General features: G+C 65.3%; 14 protein-coding genes. 1 reads left to right on the top strand and 13 read right to left on the bottom strand.

Going from position 1 to position 14006, the window contains the following annotated elements:
• Positions 1–49: 49 nt before the first annotated feature.
• The 4 genes from ispG to ndk all read right to left on the bottom strand — a co-directional run bounded on the left by ispG (position 50) and on the right by ndk (position 4609).
• The gene (gene ispG / locus AB3X98_RS13330) at positions 50–1369 is read right to left on the bottom strand and encodes a flavodoxin-dependent (E)-4-hydroxy-3-methylbut-2-enyl-diphosphate synthase (RefSeq protein WP_368605032.1); all 1320 of its coding nucleotides are present in this window, start codon (positions 1367–1369) and stop codon (positions 50–52) included.
• A 112-nt stretch (positions 1370–1481) separates the two neighbouring features.
• Positions 1482–2672 (bottom strand): helix-turn-helix domain-containing protein, encoded by a 1191-nt coding sequence (locus AB3X98_RS13325; RefSeq protein WP_368605031.1) that lies wholly within the window; start codon positions 2670–2672, stop codon positions 1482–1484.
• Positions 2673–2872: 200 nt separating this feature from the next.
• Positions 2873–4036: a 23S rRNA (adenine(2503)-C(2))-methyltransferase RlmN gene (gene rlmN, locus AB3X98_RS13320; protein ID WP_368605030.1), complete on the bottom strand. Its 1164-nt coding sequence runs from the start codon at positions 4034–4036 to the stop codon at positions 2873–2875.
• Positions 4037–4183: 147 nt separating this feature from the next.
• Positions 4184–4609: a nucleoside-diphosphate kinase gene (gene ndk, locus AB3X98_RS13315; RefSeq protein WP_069265550.1), complete on the bottom strand. Its 426-nt coding sequence runs from the start codon at positions 4607–4609 to the stop codon at positions 4184–4186.
• Between the two features lie 303 nt (positions 4610–4912).
• On the opposite strand from ndk, the gene AB3X98_RS13310 reads away from it, so the two are divergent.
• On the top strand, positions 4913–5611 hold the full coding sequence (locus AB3X98_RS13310; protein WP_042264929.1) for a Bax inhibitor-1/YccA family protein: 699 nt from the start codon (positions 4913–4915) through the stop codon (positions 5609–5611).
• A 122-nt stretch (positions 5612–5733) separates the two neighbouring features.
• Here AB3X98_RS13310 and AB3X98_RS13305 read toward each other — a convergent pair whose 3' ends face one another.
• The 9 genes from AB3X98_RS13305 to AB3X98_RS13265 form a co-directional block, all read right to left on the bottom strand.
• Positions 5734–6510: an MBL fold metallo-hydrolase gene (locus AB3X98_RS13305; RefSeq protein ID WP_069265549.1), complete on the bottom strand. Its 777-nt coding sequence runs from the start codon at positions 6508–6510 to the stop codon at positions 5734–5736.
• An 11-nt stretch (positions 6511–6521) separates the two neighbouring features.
• Entirely contained in the window at positions 6522–7661 is a 1140-nt protein-coding gene (gene bamC, locus AB3X98_RS13300; protein ID WP_069265548.1) for an outer membrane protein assembly factor BamC, read from the bottom strand.
• 135 nt (positions 7662–7796) lie between these two features.
• Positions 7797–8702, bottom strand: a complete 906-nt coding sequence (gene dapA, locus AB3X98_RS13295) for a 4-hydroxy-tetrahydrodipicolinate synthase (RefSeq protein WP_342945878.1) — start codon at positions 8700–8702, stop codon at positions 7797–7799.
• 44 nt (positions 8703–8746) lie between these two features.
• Complete coding sequence (locus AB3X98_RS13290; protein WP_342945879.1) at positions 8747–9379, bottom strand: methyltransferase domain-containing protein; 633 nt, start codon at positions 9377–9379, stop codon at positions 8747–8749.
• 8 nt (positions 9380–9387) lie between these two features.
• Positions 9388–10590, bottom strand: coding sequence for a tryptophan--tRNA ligase (locus AB3X98_RS13285; protein WP_069265546.1), 1203 nt, complete (start codon positions 10588–10590; stop codon positions 9388–9390).
• A gap of 4 nt (positions 10591–10594) precedes the next feature.
• On the bottom strand, positions 10595–11260 hold the full coding sequence (locus AB3X98_RS13280) for a site-2 protease family protein (RefSeq protein WP_069265545.1): 666 nt from the start codon (positions 11258–11260) through the stop codon (positions 10595–10597).
• 71 nt (positions 11261–11331) lie between these two features.
• Positions 11332–11970, bottom strand: a complete 639-nt coding sequence (locus AB3X98_RS13275; protein ID WP_254315176.1) for an L-threonylcarbamoyladenylate synthase — start codon at positions 11968–11970, stop codon at positions 11332–11334.
• A gap of 178 nt (positions 11971–12148) precedes the next feature.
• Entirely contained in the window at positions 12149–12979 is an 831-nt protein-coding gene (locus tag AB3X98_RS13270; protein ID WP_368605029.1) for a 3',5'-nucleoside bisphosphate phosphatase, read from the bottom strand.
• A 103-nt stretch (positions 12980–13082) separates the two neighbouring features.
• Positions 13083–13982, bottom strand: a complete 900-nt coding sequence (locus AB3X98_RS13265) for an alpha/beta fold hydrolase (RefSeq protein WP_368605028.1) — start codon at positions 13980–13982, stop codon at positions 13083–13085.
• Positions 13983–14006 lie beyond the last annotated feature (24 nt).

The raw sequence follows: 14006 nt of genomic DNA, 5'->3' as shown, positions 1-14006 counted from the left end.
GGGCTACAAGCGAACTACATGCGAACTACAAGCGGATCGACCGCCTTGCTCAGTTCGTCGCCTCGGCCTTGCCGTACTTGCGCGCGACGTAGTCGCTCACGATCTGCTGGAATTCTTCGGCGATGTGCTCGCCGCGCAGCGTCTTCACCTTCTCGCCGTCGATGAAAACCGGCGCCGCGGGGTTCTCGCCCGAGCCCGGCAGGCTGATGCCGATGTTCGCGTGCTTCGACTCGCCCGGACCGTTCACGATGCAGCCCATCACGGCGACGTTCATCGTCTCGACGCCCGGATACTCGTCGCGCCACAACGGCATCTGCGCACGCAGATAGCCCTGGATCTGCGAAGCCAGCTCCTGGAACAGCGTGCTGGTCGTGCGGCCGCAGCCGGGGCATGCGATGACCATCGGTGTGAACGAGCGCAGGCCCATGGTCTGCAGGATTTCCTGGCCGACCACGACTTCGCCCGTACGCGCACCGCCCGGTTCCGGCGTGAGCGAGATGCGGATGGTGTCGCCGATGCCCTGCTGGAGCAGCACGGAAAGCGCCGCCGTCGAAGCGACGATGCCCTTCGAGCCCATGCCCGCTTCCGTGAGGCCCAGGTGCAGCGCGAAATCGCAACGCTTCGCGAGTTCCTGGTAGACGGCGATCAGGTCCTGCACGCCGCTCACCTTGCACGACAGGATGATCTTGTCGCGACCGAGGCCGAGTTCGACCGCGCGTTCCGCCGAGCCGATGGCCGACTGGATGAGCGCTTCGTACATCACGCTTTGCGCTTCCCACGGCTCCTTGCGCGCGCCGTTCTCGTCCATCATGCGCGCGAGCAGATCCTGGTCGAGGCTGCCCCAGTTCACGCCGATACGCACCGGCTTGTCGTACTTGATGGCCGCTTCGATCATCTGCGCGTACTGCGTGTCGCGCTTCGCGCCCTGGCCCACGTTGCCCGGGTTGATGCGGTACTTCGACAGCGACTCTGCGCAGGCGGGATAGTCGCGCAGCAGCAGATGGCCGTTGTAATGGAAGTCGCCGACGAGCGGCACCATCACGCCCATGCGGTCGAGCTGTTCGCGGATATGCGGGACGGCCGCCGCCGCTTCCGGCGTGTTGACCGTGATACGCACGAGCTCCGAACCCGCCTGCGCGAGTTCCTTGATCTGGATCGCGGTGCCGATGGGATCCGCGGTGTCGGTGTTGGTCATCGACTGCACGCGCACCGGCGCGTCGCCGCCGATCGTCACCAGCTGTCCGCCCCAGCGCACATGCACGGCATGCGACTTGCGGCGCGGCGCGTGGCCGCCGAGAACCGGCTCGTTCGAGCAGATCTGACTGTTGCTGGTAGAGGATTGCGTTTCGCTTAGCATCGAAAAACCCATTTACGCCTCACGCGCACTAGCGCCGGCTAGCCGGCGGCGGCACTGCGTGAATTGAAAAAGCGTCGCGGCCGGCAATGAGACTTGCCAGGCCGCGACGCATGCCATGTCCTGATCAGGGCAGCACGAAGCGCGCGACATTGCCACGCGCCGACGCGTATTTCGACGTGTCGACCGGCTGGCCGTCGATGGTCATCGACTCGATGCCGGCCTTGTTGCCCACGGTGACCTTGAGCGGCTCGGTGCCGCTGATCTCACGCGCGTCGCTGCCGTGGATCATGCCCGAGAACACTTCCTTCCCATCCTTCTGGCGCACGCTGACCCAGGTGTCCTGCGTCACGCGGATCGCGAACGTCGAGGTGTCAGCGCCGTTGTCGGCTGCCGCGCTCTGCGCTGCCGCTGCGGCCGGCGCGCTCGCCGCCTGGGCGCGCGCAGCGCTGGCCGCGTTGGCGACGGCCGCCGCCGGCGCAGCGCTTGCAGCCGCGGGCTTCGCGGCCTGCGGTGCCGGTGGCGTCGCTTGCGGCGCGGGTTGCGCAGCTTGAGGCGCCGGTTGCGCAGCTTGCGGTGCGCTCGCCGCAGCGCCTTGATCGGGCGCCGCGTTGGCGTTGTCGCCTGCATCGTTTGCGTCAGCCGTCTGCGGCGCTGCGGACTGATCCGCGCCCTGCGCGTCCGATGCATCCGCGCTGCCGGTTGCAACACCCTGCTGGACCGTCGGCGACGATGCGCCCGTCTGCACGCTCGCGCCGTTGGCCATCGCCTTCAGGCGCGCAAACCACGCCGACGATTCGCCGCTGTTCGTGTGCCACATGGAGATGGCAAGCACCGCGATCACGATGATCGCCACGCCCCACAACCACGAGGCGCGGCGGCGCGGAGCCCGTGCGCCGCTGCCGCCGAGCGAAAGCGAAACGCGGCCGCGCGGCAGATCGGAGCCCGCCGAAGCCGGCATCGACAGATCCGGCTGCGCCATGCCGCGCTCGCGGCGCAGCGCCTGCGTGAACGGCGCGGAATCCGTACCGAGCAGCTTCGCGTAGGCGCGCACCACGCCGAGCGCGAACGTCGTGTCCGGCAGATGGCTGATATCGCCCGCTTCGAGTTCGCGCAGCTTCGACACCGACACCTTCAGGCGCGCCGAGACGTCTTCGATCGCCCAACCCTTGGCCTCGCGCAGTTGCGCAAGACGCGCGCCGGCTGCGGCCAGCGTGTCGGGCACTGCCTGCACCGGCGAAGGTGTGGCGCCCGGCGCCGAACGACCTGCGTTGCTGTCAGTTCCGTCTGTCCCGAAAGGGTGCTGCGGCTCGCTCATCCCAAAGTCCTTGCGTCGATTCTTTTCAATACTGCAACCGGTTGGCGCGTCCCGCCCCGCCTCTACCCGATTCGCAGACCGTTTATAACAAAATGCGCGGCCAGTGTGCCGCTTCCGATCGCTTCTGCAACGTTTCTTTTACTACTGCCGACGGCCGCGCGTTTCCCCCGCACGCCGCCGTCGGCCCTCCTGATGCCGGTTCAGTGCTGAACCGGCCGTACTTCGATGACCTTGCCCGCGGCCCGGCCCGTGCGCTCAGCAAGGCGCGTGCGGTCCTTCACCTCGCCGGCGAGTTGCCCGCAGGCCGCGTCGATGTCGTCGCCGCGCGTCTTGCGCACGGTCCTGACGACGCCCGCATCCATCAGAATCTGCGCGAAGCGCTTGATCTGGTCCGATTTCGAGCGCAGCAAGCCCGACTCGGGGAACGGATTGAACGGGATCAGATTGAACTTGCACGGCACGTCACGCGTCACGGCGAGCAACTGGCGTGCGTGCTCTTCCGTGTCGTTGACGCCGTCGAGCATGCAGTACTCGAACGTGATGAAATCGCGCGGCGCGACATCCAGATAACGCTGGCAGGCCGCCATCAACTCACGAAGCGGGTACTTGCGGTTGAGCGGCACCAGTTCGTCTCGCAGCGCGTCGTTCGGTGCATGCAAGGAAACGGCGAGCGCCACGGGCAGTTCGGCCCCGAGACGATCCATCATCGGCACGACGCCCGACGTGGAAAGCGTGACGCGCCGGCGCGACAGGCCGTAGGCGTTGTCGTCGAGCATCAGGCGCATGGCGGGCACGACCGCGTCGTAGTTCAGGAGCGGCTCGCCCATACCCATCATCACGACGTTCGTGATGACGCGCTCGCCCTTGCCGTCACCGCCGGTCGCCCGGCCTCCAGCCTCGCCCAGAAGCGAGGCGCGCAGGGCGAATTCCGCCATGCGCAACTGGCCGATGATCTCGGCGGTGGTGAGATTGCGTGAAAAACCTTGCTTGCCGGTGGAGCAAAACCGGCAATTGACCGCGCATCCCGCCTGCGAGGACACGCACAGCGTGCCGCGGTTGTCTTCGGGGATGAACACGGTTTCGACCGCGTTGCCGTTGCCGACGTCCACGAGCCACTTGCGCGTGCCGTCGGAGGAAACGTTGTCGCTGATGATGCCGGGCATGCCGATGGTGGCGCGCCCTTTGAGCTTCTCGCGCAGCGATTTGGCCAGATCCGTCATGCCGTCGAAGTCGGCGGCGTTGTACTGATGGATCCAGCGCTGAAGCTGTTTGGCGCGAAACGGCTTCTCGCCCAGGCTCTCGCAATAGGCGACGAGCCCTTGGGCGTCGAGATCGAGAAGGTTGACGGTGGAACTGCTCGTCATGTCGAATCCTGCCATTTCAGTGCGAGAGCGCGCTCACCGCCCGCGCTGCCCGGCTGCCTGCGCATTTGCGCGGCATCGGGAACTGGACGGTGAGCGTCATCGCCGTTCGCGACCCTATGCTACTACTGCAGTCAGCTCGCGCCGTGCTTAGCGCGAGTAGACGTTGACTTGCGGGAAGAAGAACGCGATTTCCACGGCTGCCGTTTCAGCGGCGTCCGAGCCGTGCACGGCGTTCGCGTCGATGCTGTCGGCGAAGTCGGCGCGGATCGTGCCCTTCTCAGCCTTCTTCGGATCGGTTGCGCCCATCAGATCGCGGTGCTTCAGGATAGCGTTCTCGCCTTCCAGAACCTGGATCACGACCGGACCCGAGATCATGAAATCGACGAGGTCCTTGAAGAACGGGCGCGCTGCGTGAACAGCATAGAACTTCTCAGCGTCGGCGCGCGAGAGGTGAACCATGCGGGAGGCAATGATCTTCAGGCCAGCGTTTTCGAAGCGGCTGTAGATCTGGCCGATCACGTTCTTCGCCACTGCGTCCGGCTTGATAATCGACAGGGTGCGTTCGATCGCCATAAAAACTCCAGAAAATTAAGAGGTTACAGATTCAAATGAATCCGCAATTGTAGCATGTTCCCATGTATGATTGCGATTGAACCCTCATACCCCGGCAAACCGAGGCAAATGAGCGCAAGCCGGTCACATTCACTGCGCCGCCGTACCATTCAGAAAGGCTTAAGATTGGCGGCATACGCTGTGCAAAGATAACGGAAACTGTGTGGCAACCCGTTGAAACTCTGGGTCGGCGCACTTATCTTATGGGGGAGCGGACCGCGCATCTGCGCGCCCTCACCCACGCGTCTCACGCAAGGAGAAAGCATGAACGAGTATCCCTATAACTTCGGCCGCGGCGGCAGCGTCACCTCGGCGGAGACCCGCAACCGCGTACTGCGCAACACCTACTGGCTGCTCGCGCTGTCGATGGTGCCGACGGTGCTCGGGGCGTGGGTGGGCGTCGCGACCGGCTTCTCGCTTTTTGCGGCTACCAGCCCGGCCATGAGCCTGCTCGCGTTCTTCGCGATCGCCTTCGGCTTCATGTTCGCCATCGAGCGCACGAAAAACAGCTCGGTGGGCGTGTTCGTGCTGCTCGGCTTCACGTTCTTCATGGGCCTGATGCTCTCGCGCCTGCTGTCGTTCGTCCTCGGCTTTTCGAACGGCCCGCAGCTCATCATGCTCGCGTTCGGCGGCACCGGCATCATTTTCACCGCCATGGCCACCATCGCCACGGTGAGCAAGCGCGACTTCTCGGGCCTCGGCAAGTGGCTCTTCATGGGCGTGATCGTGATCCTGCTGGCCGGCGTCGCGAACATGTTCCTGCAGCTGCCCGCGCTGATGCTCACGGTTTCGGTGCTCGCCATCGCGATCTTCTCCGCCTATATGCTGTTCGACGTACAGCGCGTCGTGAACGGCGGCGAGACGAACTACATCTCGGCCACGCTCGCGATCTATCTGGACCTCTACAACGTGTTCACGAACCTGCTCGCCATCCTCGGCATCTTCGGCGGCAACCGTAACTAAAGCGCAACTAGCTCCGACGCGGCCGGATCGAAAGATTCCGGCCGCAGAAAGCAAAAGCCCATGATTTTCGTCATGGGCTTTTTTTTCGTCTATTCGTTCTGGCTGCCTCTCGGGCGCGGGATTCAGAGCGCGATCCAGTCGAAACCCTCGGCTTGCGAAGCGACCCCGATTTGAGTCGCGGCATTTCCCAGAACCGCGGCCATCGCCGCACGCGCAAGCTCCGGTGTGTTGTTCTGCTGGCTCAGGTGCGCAGCGATCAAATGGCGCAGCTTCGCGCGGTCGAGCCCCGCGAGGATGCCGCCGGCCGCCTCGTTGTTCAGGTGACCATGCGACCCACCGATACGCGCCTTGAGCGAAGCCGGATAGCGGCTCGTCGCGAGCATTTCGAGGTCGTGGTTGCATTCGAGCACCAGTGCGTCACAACCGCTCAGCACATTGCCGATATGCGAGGTCGACTCGCCGACGTCGGTCAGTACGCCAAGCCGGCTCGCGCCGTCGCTGAACACGAACTGGAGCGGCTCGCGCGCGTCGTGCGGCACCGTGTAGGGCAACACGCCGAGTTCGCCGATCTCGACCGTCTCGTCGCCCCACAACACGTTGAGTTCGATGCCTGCGGCGTCGTCGGCGCCCACGGCCTGCGCCGTGCCCCAACTCATGTAGAGCGGAATCGACCAGCGGCGCGCCAGCGTGAGCGCGCTGCCGATGTGATCGCTGTGTTCGTGGGTGATGAGAATCGCGGTAAGCGAGTCGGCGGCGAGGCCCGCGCGGGCGAGGCGCCGCTCGACTTCTTTCGCTGAGAATCCGCAGTCGAGCAGCACGCGCGTGGGCGTCGTGCCGCTGCCTGCTTCTACGACCAGTGCGTTGCCCTCGCTGCCGCTGCCGAGGCTCGCAAATCGCATCTCAGCGCACGTCAGTTCAGCTGCGCGTGGAGCGCGGAGACGATACGCTGGGCGTCCGACGAGGTGTCGATACGGCCGGTCTGATCGACCACGGCGACCTGGGTCGAATTACCCGACGAGCGTACGGCCACGCGGTATTCCGGCCCCTGATCCTTCGTGGCCTTCTTCGGGTTGTAGAAAAGCTTGCCGAGCAGGCCGTCACCCTTGAGCTCCTGCATCGAATCGGCGTAGCGCACGTAGTAGAGGCCCTTCTCGCGGTCGCGGTTGTCGACTGTGAAGTTCGTGCGGTCGAGCGCGAGGCCCACGCGCAGCCATGCGGTGTCGAACGCTTCGGGCAGATCGAGCGTCGTGCCGTCAGGACCGGCGGCGATCTTGACGCCAGCCGTCGACGGGCGCGCGTCGGTCAGCAGTTGCTTGGACTGCGCGTCGGTCAGGCCGAACTTCTGCATGATCTTGGCGAGGAAAGCGGCTTCGAGCGCCGGGTCGCGCGGACGCTCGACCCATTTCGACCCCGTCTTGTCCTGCCCCGTCAGCACTTCTTCCATCGCGTTATGCGTGACGGAAATGTCCGTTTGACCGTCCGGGCCACGCGAAACCAGCACGCGGAAGCGGTCGCGCGTGCCCGACGAGTACGCGAAGTCGATCACGCGGCCGATCGTACGGCGGAACCAGTCGTCCGGAATGTTGGCGCGGTTCTCGGCCCAGTCGGTCGTCATGATGCCCGTGGACGGCGAATCGGTCGTCAGCGTGAAGCCATTTTCCGTCCAGAATTCCTGCAGCTGCGGCCAGACGTCGTCAGGCGAGCGGCCGTCCACCACGAGCCAGCGGCGGTCGCCGTCGCGCTCCACGTGCATACCGAACGGGTCCTGCGCATCCGGCACGCCGAGCGTGGCGTTGCCGGCCGGCATGACCGTGCGCTGAGCTGAGCCGCCCAGCGTGATCGTGGGCGGCGGCGCGACGTACTTCTGGTCGTTTGGCGCCGACGACAGATCCTGCGGCACATTCAGCGGCGGCGCGGTCGGCGTGTCCTTGTAGTTGACGCGATCGGACGCGAACATGTCGTTCAGCGACTCGCAGCCTGCGAGCGAGCCGAGGGCAAGCGCCAGCACCGCCATGCGGGTTGCGTGGAGGGAAAAAGCGGAACGTTTCATGTGGGCCTTCGTGATACGGGAACGCTAAGCCTTGCTCTGCGAGACGGTGGGCCGAGGTCGGTCCGAAGTCTTTCAGTGATTGGGCGGCTGGGCCGTGGCGGCGTCGGTTGATAAATCGGCGGCTGGCTGACCGGATCAGCCAGCCAGACCGGCTTCGCGCAGCGCGGCACGCACCACGTCGTGGTAGCGCGCGTCGAGCGGCGTGAGCGGCAGTCGGATGCCGCCTTCGATGCGGCCGAGTTCCTGCAGCGCCCACTTCACCGGAATCGGATTCGATTCGATGAACAGGTTCTTGTGAAGCGACAACAACTTCATATGGATCTCACGCGCCGTTTTCGCGTCGCCGGCGAGCGCAGCCTTGCACAGGTCGCTCATCTGGCGCGGCGCAACGTTCGCGGTCACCGAAATATTGCCGTGGCCGCCAAGCAGCATCAGCGCGATCGCCGTGGGATCGTCGCCGCTGAAGATCTTGAAGCCTTTCGGCGCATGCTTGATGAGGTGCGCGGCGCGGTCGATGTTACCCGTCGCTTCCTTCACCGCGATGATGCCCGGCACTTCGGCCAGACGCAGGATGGTTTCGCTCGCCATGTCCGCGACCGTACGGCCCGGCACGTTGTAGAGAATGACCGGCAGGTCCACGTCCTCCGCGATTTTCGCGAAGTGGCGGTACATGCCTTCCTGGGTCGGCTTGTTGTAATAGGGCACGACCTGGAGCGACGCCTGTGCGCCCACTTCCTTCGCGTGCTTCGTGAGTTCGACGGCCTCGGCGGTGGAATTGCCGCCGGCGCCCGCGATGATCGGCATACGGCCGGCAGCGTGCTCGACCGCCGTCTTGATCATCAGGATGTGTTCTTCGACGTCCAGCGTGGCGGACTCCCCGCTCGTACCGACGACGACGAGGGCATCCGTCCCCTCTTCCACGTGCCAGTCGATCAACTTGCGGAATGCCGGCAGGTCGAGACTGCCATCCTCGTGCATGGGGGTGACGATCGCGGGAATGCTGCCTTGCAGCGTAATGCCGTCCTGAGTGCCGTTAGCCATGAAACGCCAGAAAAATGAGTCGGTTAAACCGCGATTGTAGCGGATTAGCCGGTCAGATCGTAACGCGTTACGGGTAGGCCCTGGTTCTCAGGTACATTACCAGCGCTTTCGGGGGACACTGAGGTCGTTTTTTCCCGTACCGCGCAGATGCGCTGAACATACGCTTCACGCGGCTGCGAAAGAAATCCGTCCTGATAGGCGACTACCCGCAGCGCAGGCGTACAGACGGCCAATAACTCGCCGGGAGCGAGCAGGAAAGCGGGGTTCGATGGCTTTCCCACCGTCTCGTTGCCCTGAGCGAAGGTTTCGTAGATCAGGATGCCGCCCGGCGCCAGTGCCTCGATGAGACGGGGCATGAGCGGGCGATGCAGGTAGTTCGTGACGACCACGGCGGCAAAGCGGGCGTCCGGCGCGAGCGGCCATGGCGCGCCTTCGAGGTCGCACTCTAGCGTCGCGACGCCCGCTACGTCCTGCAGCGTGGCAAGCGCGGCGGCGTCGCGATCGAGCGCCGTCACCGGGTGGCCCTGACCAGCCAGCCAGCGCGTGTGCCGCCCGGCGCCGGAGGCGACGTCGAGCACCGTGCCACCGGGCGCGATGAGATGCGCCCAGCGGCGCACCCAGCGCGAGGGCTCGGAGAGCCCGTGGGCCGGCGCACCGGCGGCAGGCGTCGACGTCATCGGCTCGATCAGCTGTACGAGAGGCCCATGGCCTCACGCACGTCGCGCATCGTCTCGTTGGCAAACTTGCGCGCCTTGTCGCAGCCGTCCGCGACGATTGCACGCAGCAGCGACGGATCGTCCATGTACTTCTGCGCGCGCTCGAGCATGGGCTGCTGCTCGCGCAGGATGCCCTCGATCACGGGCTGCTTGCACTCCAGACAACCGATGCCGGCCGAACGGCAGCCCTTCTGCACCCAGTCGTGCGTCTGCTCGTCCGTGTAGACCTGGTGGAGCTGCCACACCGGGCACTTGTCCGGATCGCCCGGATCGGTGCGGCGCACGCGCGCGGGGTCGGTCGGCATGGTGCGGACCTTCTTCGTGATCGACTCGGCGTCTTCGCGCAGGCCAATGGTGTTGCCGTACGACTTCGACATCTTCTGGCCGTCGAGACCCGGCATGCGCGAGGCTTCCGTGAGCAGCACCTGCGGCTCCGGCAGGATGATCTTGCGCGAGCCTTCGAGGTAGCCAAAAAGACGCTCGCGATCGCTCATCGAGAGGCTTTGCGACTCCGAGAGCATCGCGCGGGCCTGTTCGAGCGCCTCTTCATTGCCTTCCTGCTGATAGGCGTTGCGCAGCTCGTGGTAGAGCTTCGAGCGCTTGCCGCCCAGCTTCTTCGCCGCATCGTTGGCCTTCTCTTCGAAGCCCGGTTCGCGGCCGTACATGTAGTTGAAGCGGCGCGCCATTTCTCGCGCCATCTCGACGTGCGGCACCTGGTCCTCGCCCACCGGCACGAGCGACGCGCGGTACAGCAGGATGTCGGCCGCCATCAGCACCGGGTAGCCGAGGAAGCCATAAGTACCGAGGTCTTTGTCGCGCAGCTTCTCGATCTGTTCCTTGTAGGTCGGCACGCGTTCGAGCCACGACAGCGGCGTGCTCATGCCGAGCAGCAGCGAGAGCTCGGCGTGCTCGGGCACACGGCTCTGGATGAAAAGCGTGGCCTGGTTCGGGTCGATGCCCGAAGCGAGCCAGTCGATCAGCACGTCCCAGACGTTCTTCTCGATGACATCCGGCGTTTCGTAGTGCGTGGTGAGCGCATGCCAGTCGACCACGCAGAAGAAGCACGGATACTCGGACTGCAGGCGCACCCAGTTTTTCAGCACGCCGTGATAGTGGCCGAGGTGCAGCGACCCGGTGGGCCGCATGCCGGAGAAGATACGGTCTGGGAACATGATGTTATGAAAAGAGCGACACAAGAGGGGTAAGGATGGCTGTGACCGCGTCGTAACCTAGACTTACGAGCGGGCGCAGCCAGAATCGCGTGAAGATGCCACTCACGAGCAACCCCATCACGATGATGAAACCATAGGGCTCGATACGGGCGAGCGCAATGCTCGCGCGAGTGGGCAGGAGTGCCCCGAGCACGCGGCCGCCGTCGAGCGGCGGCAGCGGAAAGAGGTTCAGCACGCCGAGCACGAGATTCACGCCCACGCCGGCGGCGGCCATGCGCGTGAAGAACGGCTCGTTCACGCCGAGCACCGCGAGTCCCACGCCGAACACGCCCCATACGATGGCCTGCACGAAGTTGCACAGCGGCCCGGCCGCCGCGACCCACAGCGTGCCCCAGCGCGGATTGCGCAGATTGCTGAACGCGATCGGGACCGGCTTCGCGTAACCGAATACGAACGCGCCGTTGGTCAGGAAATAGAGCACGAGCGGCATCGCGATCGTACCGATCGGATCGATGTGGCGCATCGGGTTGAACGAAACGCGGCCGAGCACATACGCGGTGTTGTCGCCGAGCATGCGCGCGACGTAACCGTGCGCGGCCTCGTGCAGCGTGATCGCGAAGATCACGGGCAAGGCGTAGACGACGATCGTCTGAATCAGATTGGCTTCCATGGCGGGCTATTGTATCAATGCGTCAATGCGCTCAGGCCACGGTCATGCCGCGTTCATCCGCGCCTGTCTCATCACGCCTCTTCTTCTTCGATGCCGAACGGCGCCAGCGAACCCCGCCCCGGCCGCACGAGCACAGGCTCCTCGCCAGTGAGATCGATCACGGTGGACGGCTCGCACGGGCACGCCCCGCCGTCGATCACGAGATCGAGCTGTTTCTCGAGACGCTCCCGAATCTCCTCGGGGTCGTTGAGCGGTTCGGTGTCGGGCGGCAGGATCAGCGTGGTGGCAAGCAGCGGCTCGCCCAGTTCTTCGAGGATCGCGAGCGGAATCGGATGACCGGGCACGCGCAGGCCGATCGTCTTGCGCGACGGATGCGAAAGGCGCCGGGGCACTTCCTTCGTCGCCACCAGCACGAACACATACGGCCCCGGCGTCACCGACTTGATGAGCCGGTATTGGCGGTTGTCCACCATGGCGAAGTTCGCGAGTTCGGACAGGTCCCGCACCATCAGCGAGAGCAGCGCCTTTTCGTCGAGCCCGCGGATGCGGCGCAGGCGCTCGGCGGCGTGCTTGTCGTCGATGCGGGCGGCGAGCGCGTAGCTCGAATCGGTCGGCAATGCGATCACACCGCCGTCACGGATGATCTCCACCGCCTGCTTGACGAGACGCGGCTGCGGGTTTTCCGGGTGAAGCCGAAAGAACTGGGACATGGCAGTAATCAGCTGACGAATGCAATGAAAACAGCGGGCGATGAAAACAGCGGGACGGTGCGCGAAAACGGCGGACGACTGCACGTAGTACCACAAAGCGACGACAAGGCGGGATTGACCGGCGCGAAACGCCTTGCGGCAAATGGGCGGAGTCAGTGGGCCGCGCGCCGTGCGCGGCCTACAGCCATCGCTCCCAGACAGGCTTGAGACCGGAAGGCAAAGGCGGCAGCGTGCCCGGCTTGATCGCGTCGGGCCCGGGCGCATGGAAGTCCGAGCCGCGCGACGCCTCGAAGCCAAAGCGCCTCGCAACGGCCGCGTACTCGGCGTACTGGTCGGGCGTATGGCTGCCGGTAACGACTTCGATGGCCTTGCCGCCCAGATCGATGAATTCGCCGAAGAGCGTGTCGAATTCGAGTTGCGTGTAAGCGTAGCGGCCCGGATGCGCGATGATCGCCTCGCCGCCCGCCGCCTTGATCCACGCTACGGCGTCGGCGAGCCTGGCCCAGCGGTGCGCGATGTAACCGGGCTTGCCTTCGCCGAGCCAGCGCGAAAACGCGTCCTGGGTGTTCTGCGCCCGGCCGCTTTCGACGAGAAAGCGCGCGAAGTGAGTGCGCGAGACCAGGTCGGGATTCGAGACGTACTGGAACGCGCCTTCGTACGCGTCGGGAATGCCGAGTTCGCCGAGCCGCTCGCCAATGGCTTCGGCGCGTGCCGCGCGGCCGTCACGCGTGCGCGCGAGGCCGTCGACGAGCGCAGCGCACTCCGGATCCACATGCAAGCCGACGATGTGTACCGTGCGCGACGCCCAGGTGACCGAAATCTCGACGCCGTTCAGATAGCGCATGCCGAGCGCCTCGGCCGCGTTGCGCGCTTCGCGCTGGCCGCCGAGCACGTCGTGATCGGTGAGCGCCCACAAGCCCACGCCACCCGCTTTCGCCAGCTGCGCGACGGCGGCTGGGGCCAGTTGCCCGTCGGAGACAGTGGAGTGACAGTGGAGATCGGCGTTCATTGGATGCGGGAAAAGGATGAACGTCCATTTTACTGCAACGCAGTGAAGTCGTCGGGCGGCGCCTCGCGCCTGGCGGGCCGCCCGAATAAGCGCGCGATGTGCTTTACGCTCCTGCGCAGAAGGCCTCGATCAGGCGCGCGACCTCTTCCGGCTGGTCGTGATGCACCATGTGCCCCGCCCCGTCGACGATACGCTCGCGCCAGTCGGGAAATGCCTCGAAGCGCTTCTTGAATTCGCCGATGGGCACCGCCCCCGCGAGCCGCACAAGCGTTTCGGAACTGGCCGCTTCGACGTGCAGCACCCTTGCGCTCACCTGCGACCAGATCGCCATCACCTCGTCGAGCTGGTACAGCAGCGGACCGCGCATCTTGTGCGCCGGATCGCCGAGCAGCACATAACCGCCCTCGCCGTCCGGCTTCGACCAGTGTTCCGCGAGAAAGCGCGCACGCGGTGCGATCAGACGCGGATTGGTCTTCACGAGCCGCGCGGCCACCTCGTCGAGCGACGCGTACGTGCGCAGTTGCGGCGGCGTGCGCACTTCGTCGAGCCACTCGCGCATGCGGCCCGGCGCCTGTCTCGGTGACGGCGCCGGCATGCCGAAACCCTCCAGGTCGACCACGCGGCGCACACGCTCGGGCCGCACGCCCGCATAGAGGCACACGATGTTCGCGCCGAGACTGTGTCCGACGAGATCCACCTTGCCTTCGGGCGCGTAGTGGGCAAGCAGCGCGTCGAGATCGGCGAGGTAGTCGGGGAACCAGTAGTGACTGCCCTGTCCTTGCGCAACGGGCCAGTCGGAGAGGCCGAAGCCGCGCAGGTCGGGAGCGATGACCTGCCAGTCACCGCCGCGTGCATCGAGCGCATCGACGACGAACTGGAACGACGCCGCCACGTCCATCCAGCCGTGCAGCATGAACAGCACGGGCGCGCTCTCGGCGCCCCAGCGGCGCACGTGCAGCCGGATGCCATTGACGTTGACGAATTCGGACCGGGATTGATTCATCTGCGTTGCCGCAAAAAAGAATGG

The sequence above is a fragment of the Paraburkholderia sp. BR14312 genome, from assembly GCF_040948675.1.
GTDB lineage: Bacteria > Pseudomonadota > Gammaproteobacteria > Burkholderiales > Burkholderiaceae > Paraburkholderia > Paraburkholderia nodosa_A.
Note: the sequence above shows the minus strand (reverse complement) of the source record. Positions and strands in the feature narration are given on the sequence as shown.

Bases quoted from the DNA above. Each gene is read 5' to 3' on its own strand.
- ispG (WP_368605032.1), bottom strand. From the start codon at position 1,369: ATGGGTTTTTCGATGCTAAGCGAAACGCAATCCTCTACCAGCAACAGT.
- AB3X98_RS13310 (WP_042264929.1), top strand. From the start codon at position 4,913: ATGAACGAGTATCCCTATAACTTCGGCCGCGGCGGCAGCGTCACCTCG.
- AB3X98_RS13305 (WP_069265549.1), bottom strand. From the start codon at position 6,510: ATGCGATTTGCGAGCCTCGGCAGCGGCAGCGAGGGCAACGCACTGGTC.
- ndk (WP_069265550.1), bottom strand. From the start codon at position 4,609: ATGGCGATCGAACGCACCCTGTCGATTATCAAGCCGGACGCAGTGGCG.
- rlmN (WP_368605030.1), bottom strand. From the start codon at position 4,036: ATGACGAGCAGTTCCACCGTCAACCTTCTCGATCTCGACGCCCAAGGG.
- dapA (WP_342945878.1), bottom strand. From the start codon at position 8,702: ATGGCTAACGGCACTCAGGACGGCATTACGCTGCAAGGCAGCATTCCC.
- AB3X98_RS13285 (WP_069265546.1), bottom strand. From the start codon at position 10,590: ATGTTCCCAGACCGTATCTTCTCCGGCATGCGGCCCACCGGGTCGCTG.
- AB3X98_RS13275 (WP_254315176.1), bottom strand. From the start codon at position 11,970: ATGTCCCAGTTCTTTCGGCTTCACCCGGAAAACCCGCAGCCGCGTCTC.
- AB3X98_RS13325 (WP_368605031.1), bottom strand. From the start codon at position 2,672: ATGAGCGAGCCGCAGCACCCTTTCGGGACAGACGGAACTGACAGCAAC.
- AB3X98_RS13280 (WP_069265545.1), bottom strand. From the start codon at position 11,260: ATGGAAGCCAATCTGATTCAGACGATCGTCGTCTACGCCTTGCCCGTG.
- AB3X98_RS13270 (WP_368605029.1), bottom strand. From the start codon at position 12,979: ATGAACGCCGATCTCCACTGTCACTCCACTGTCTCCGACGGGCAACTG.
- AB3X98_RS13290 (WP_342945879.1), bottom strand. From the start codon at position 9,379: ATGACGTCGACGCCTGCCGCCGGTGCGCCGGCCCACGGGCTCTCCGAG.
- AB3X98_RS13265 (WP_368605028.1), bottom strand. From the start codon at position 13,982: ATGAATCAATCCCGGTCCGAATTCGTCAACGTCAATGGCATCCGGCTG.
- bamC (WP_069265548.1), bottom strand. From the start codon at position 7,661: ATGAAACGTTCCGCTTTTTCCCTCCACGCAACCCGCATGGCGGTGCTG.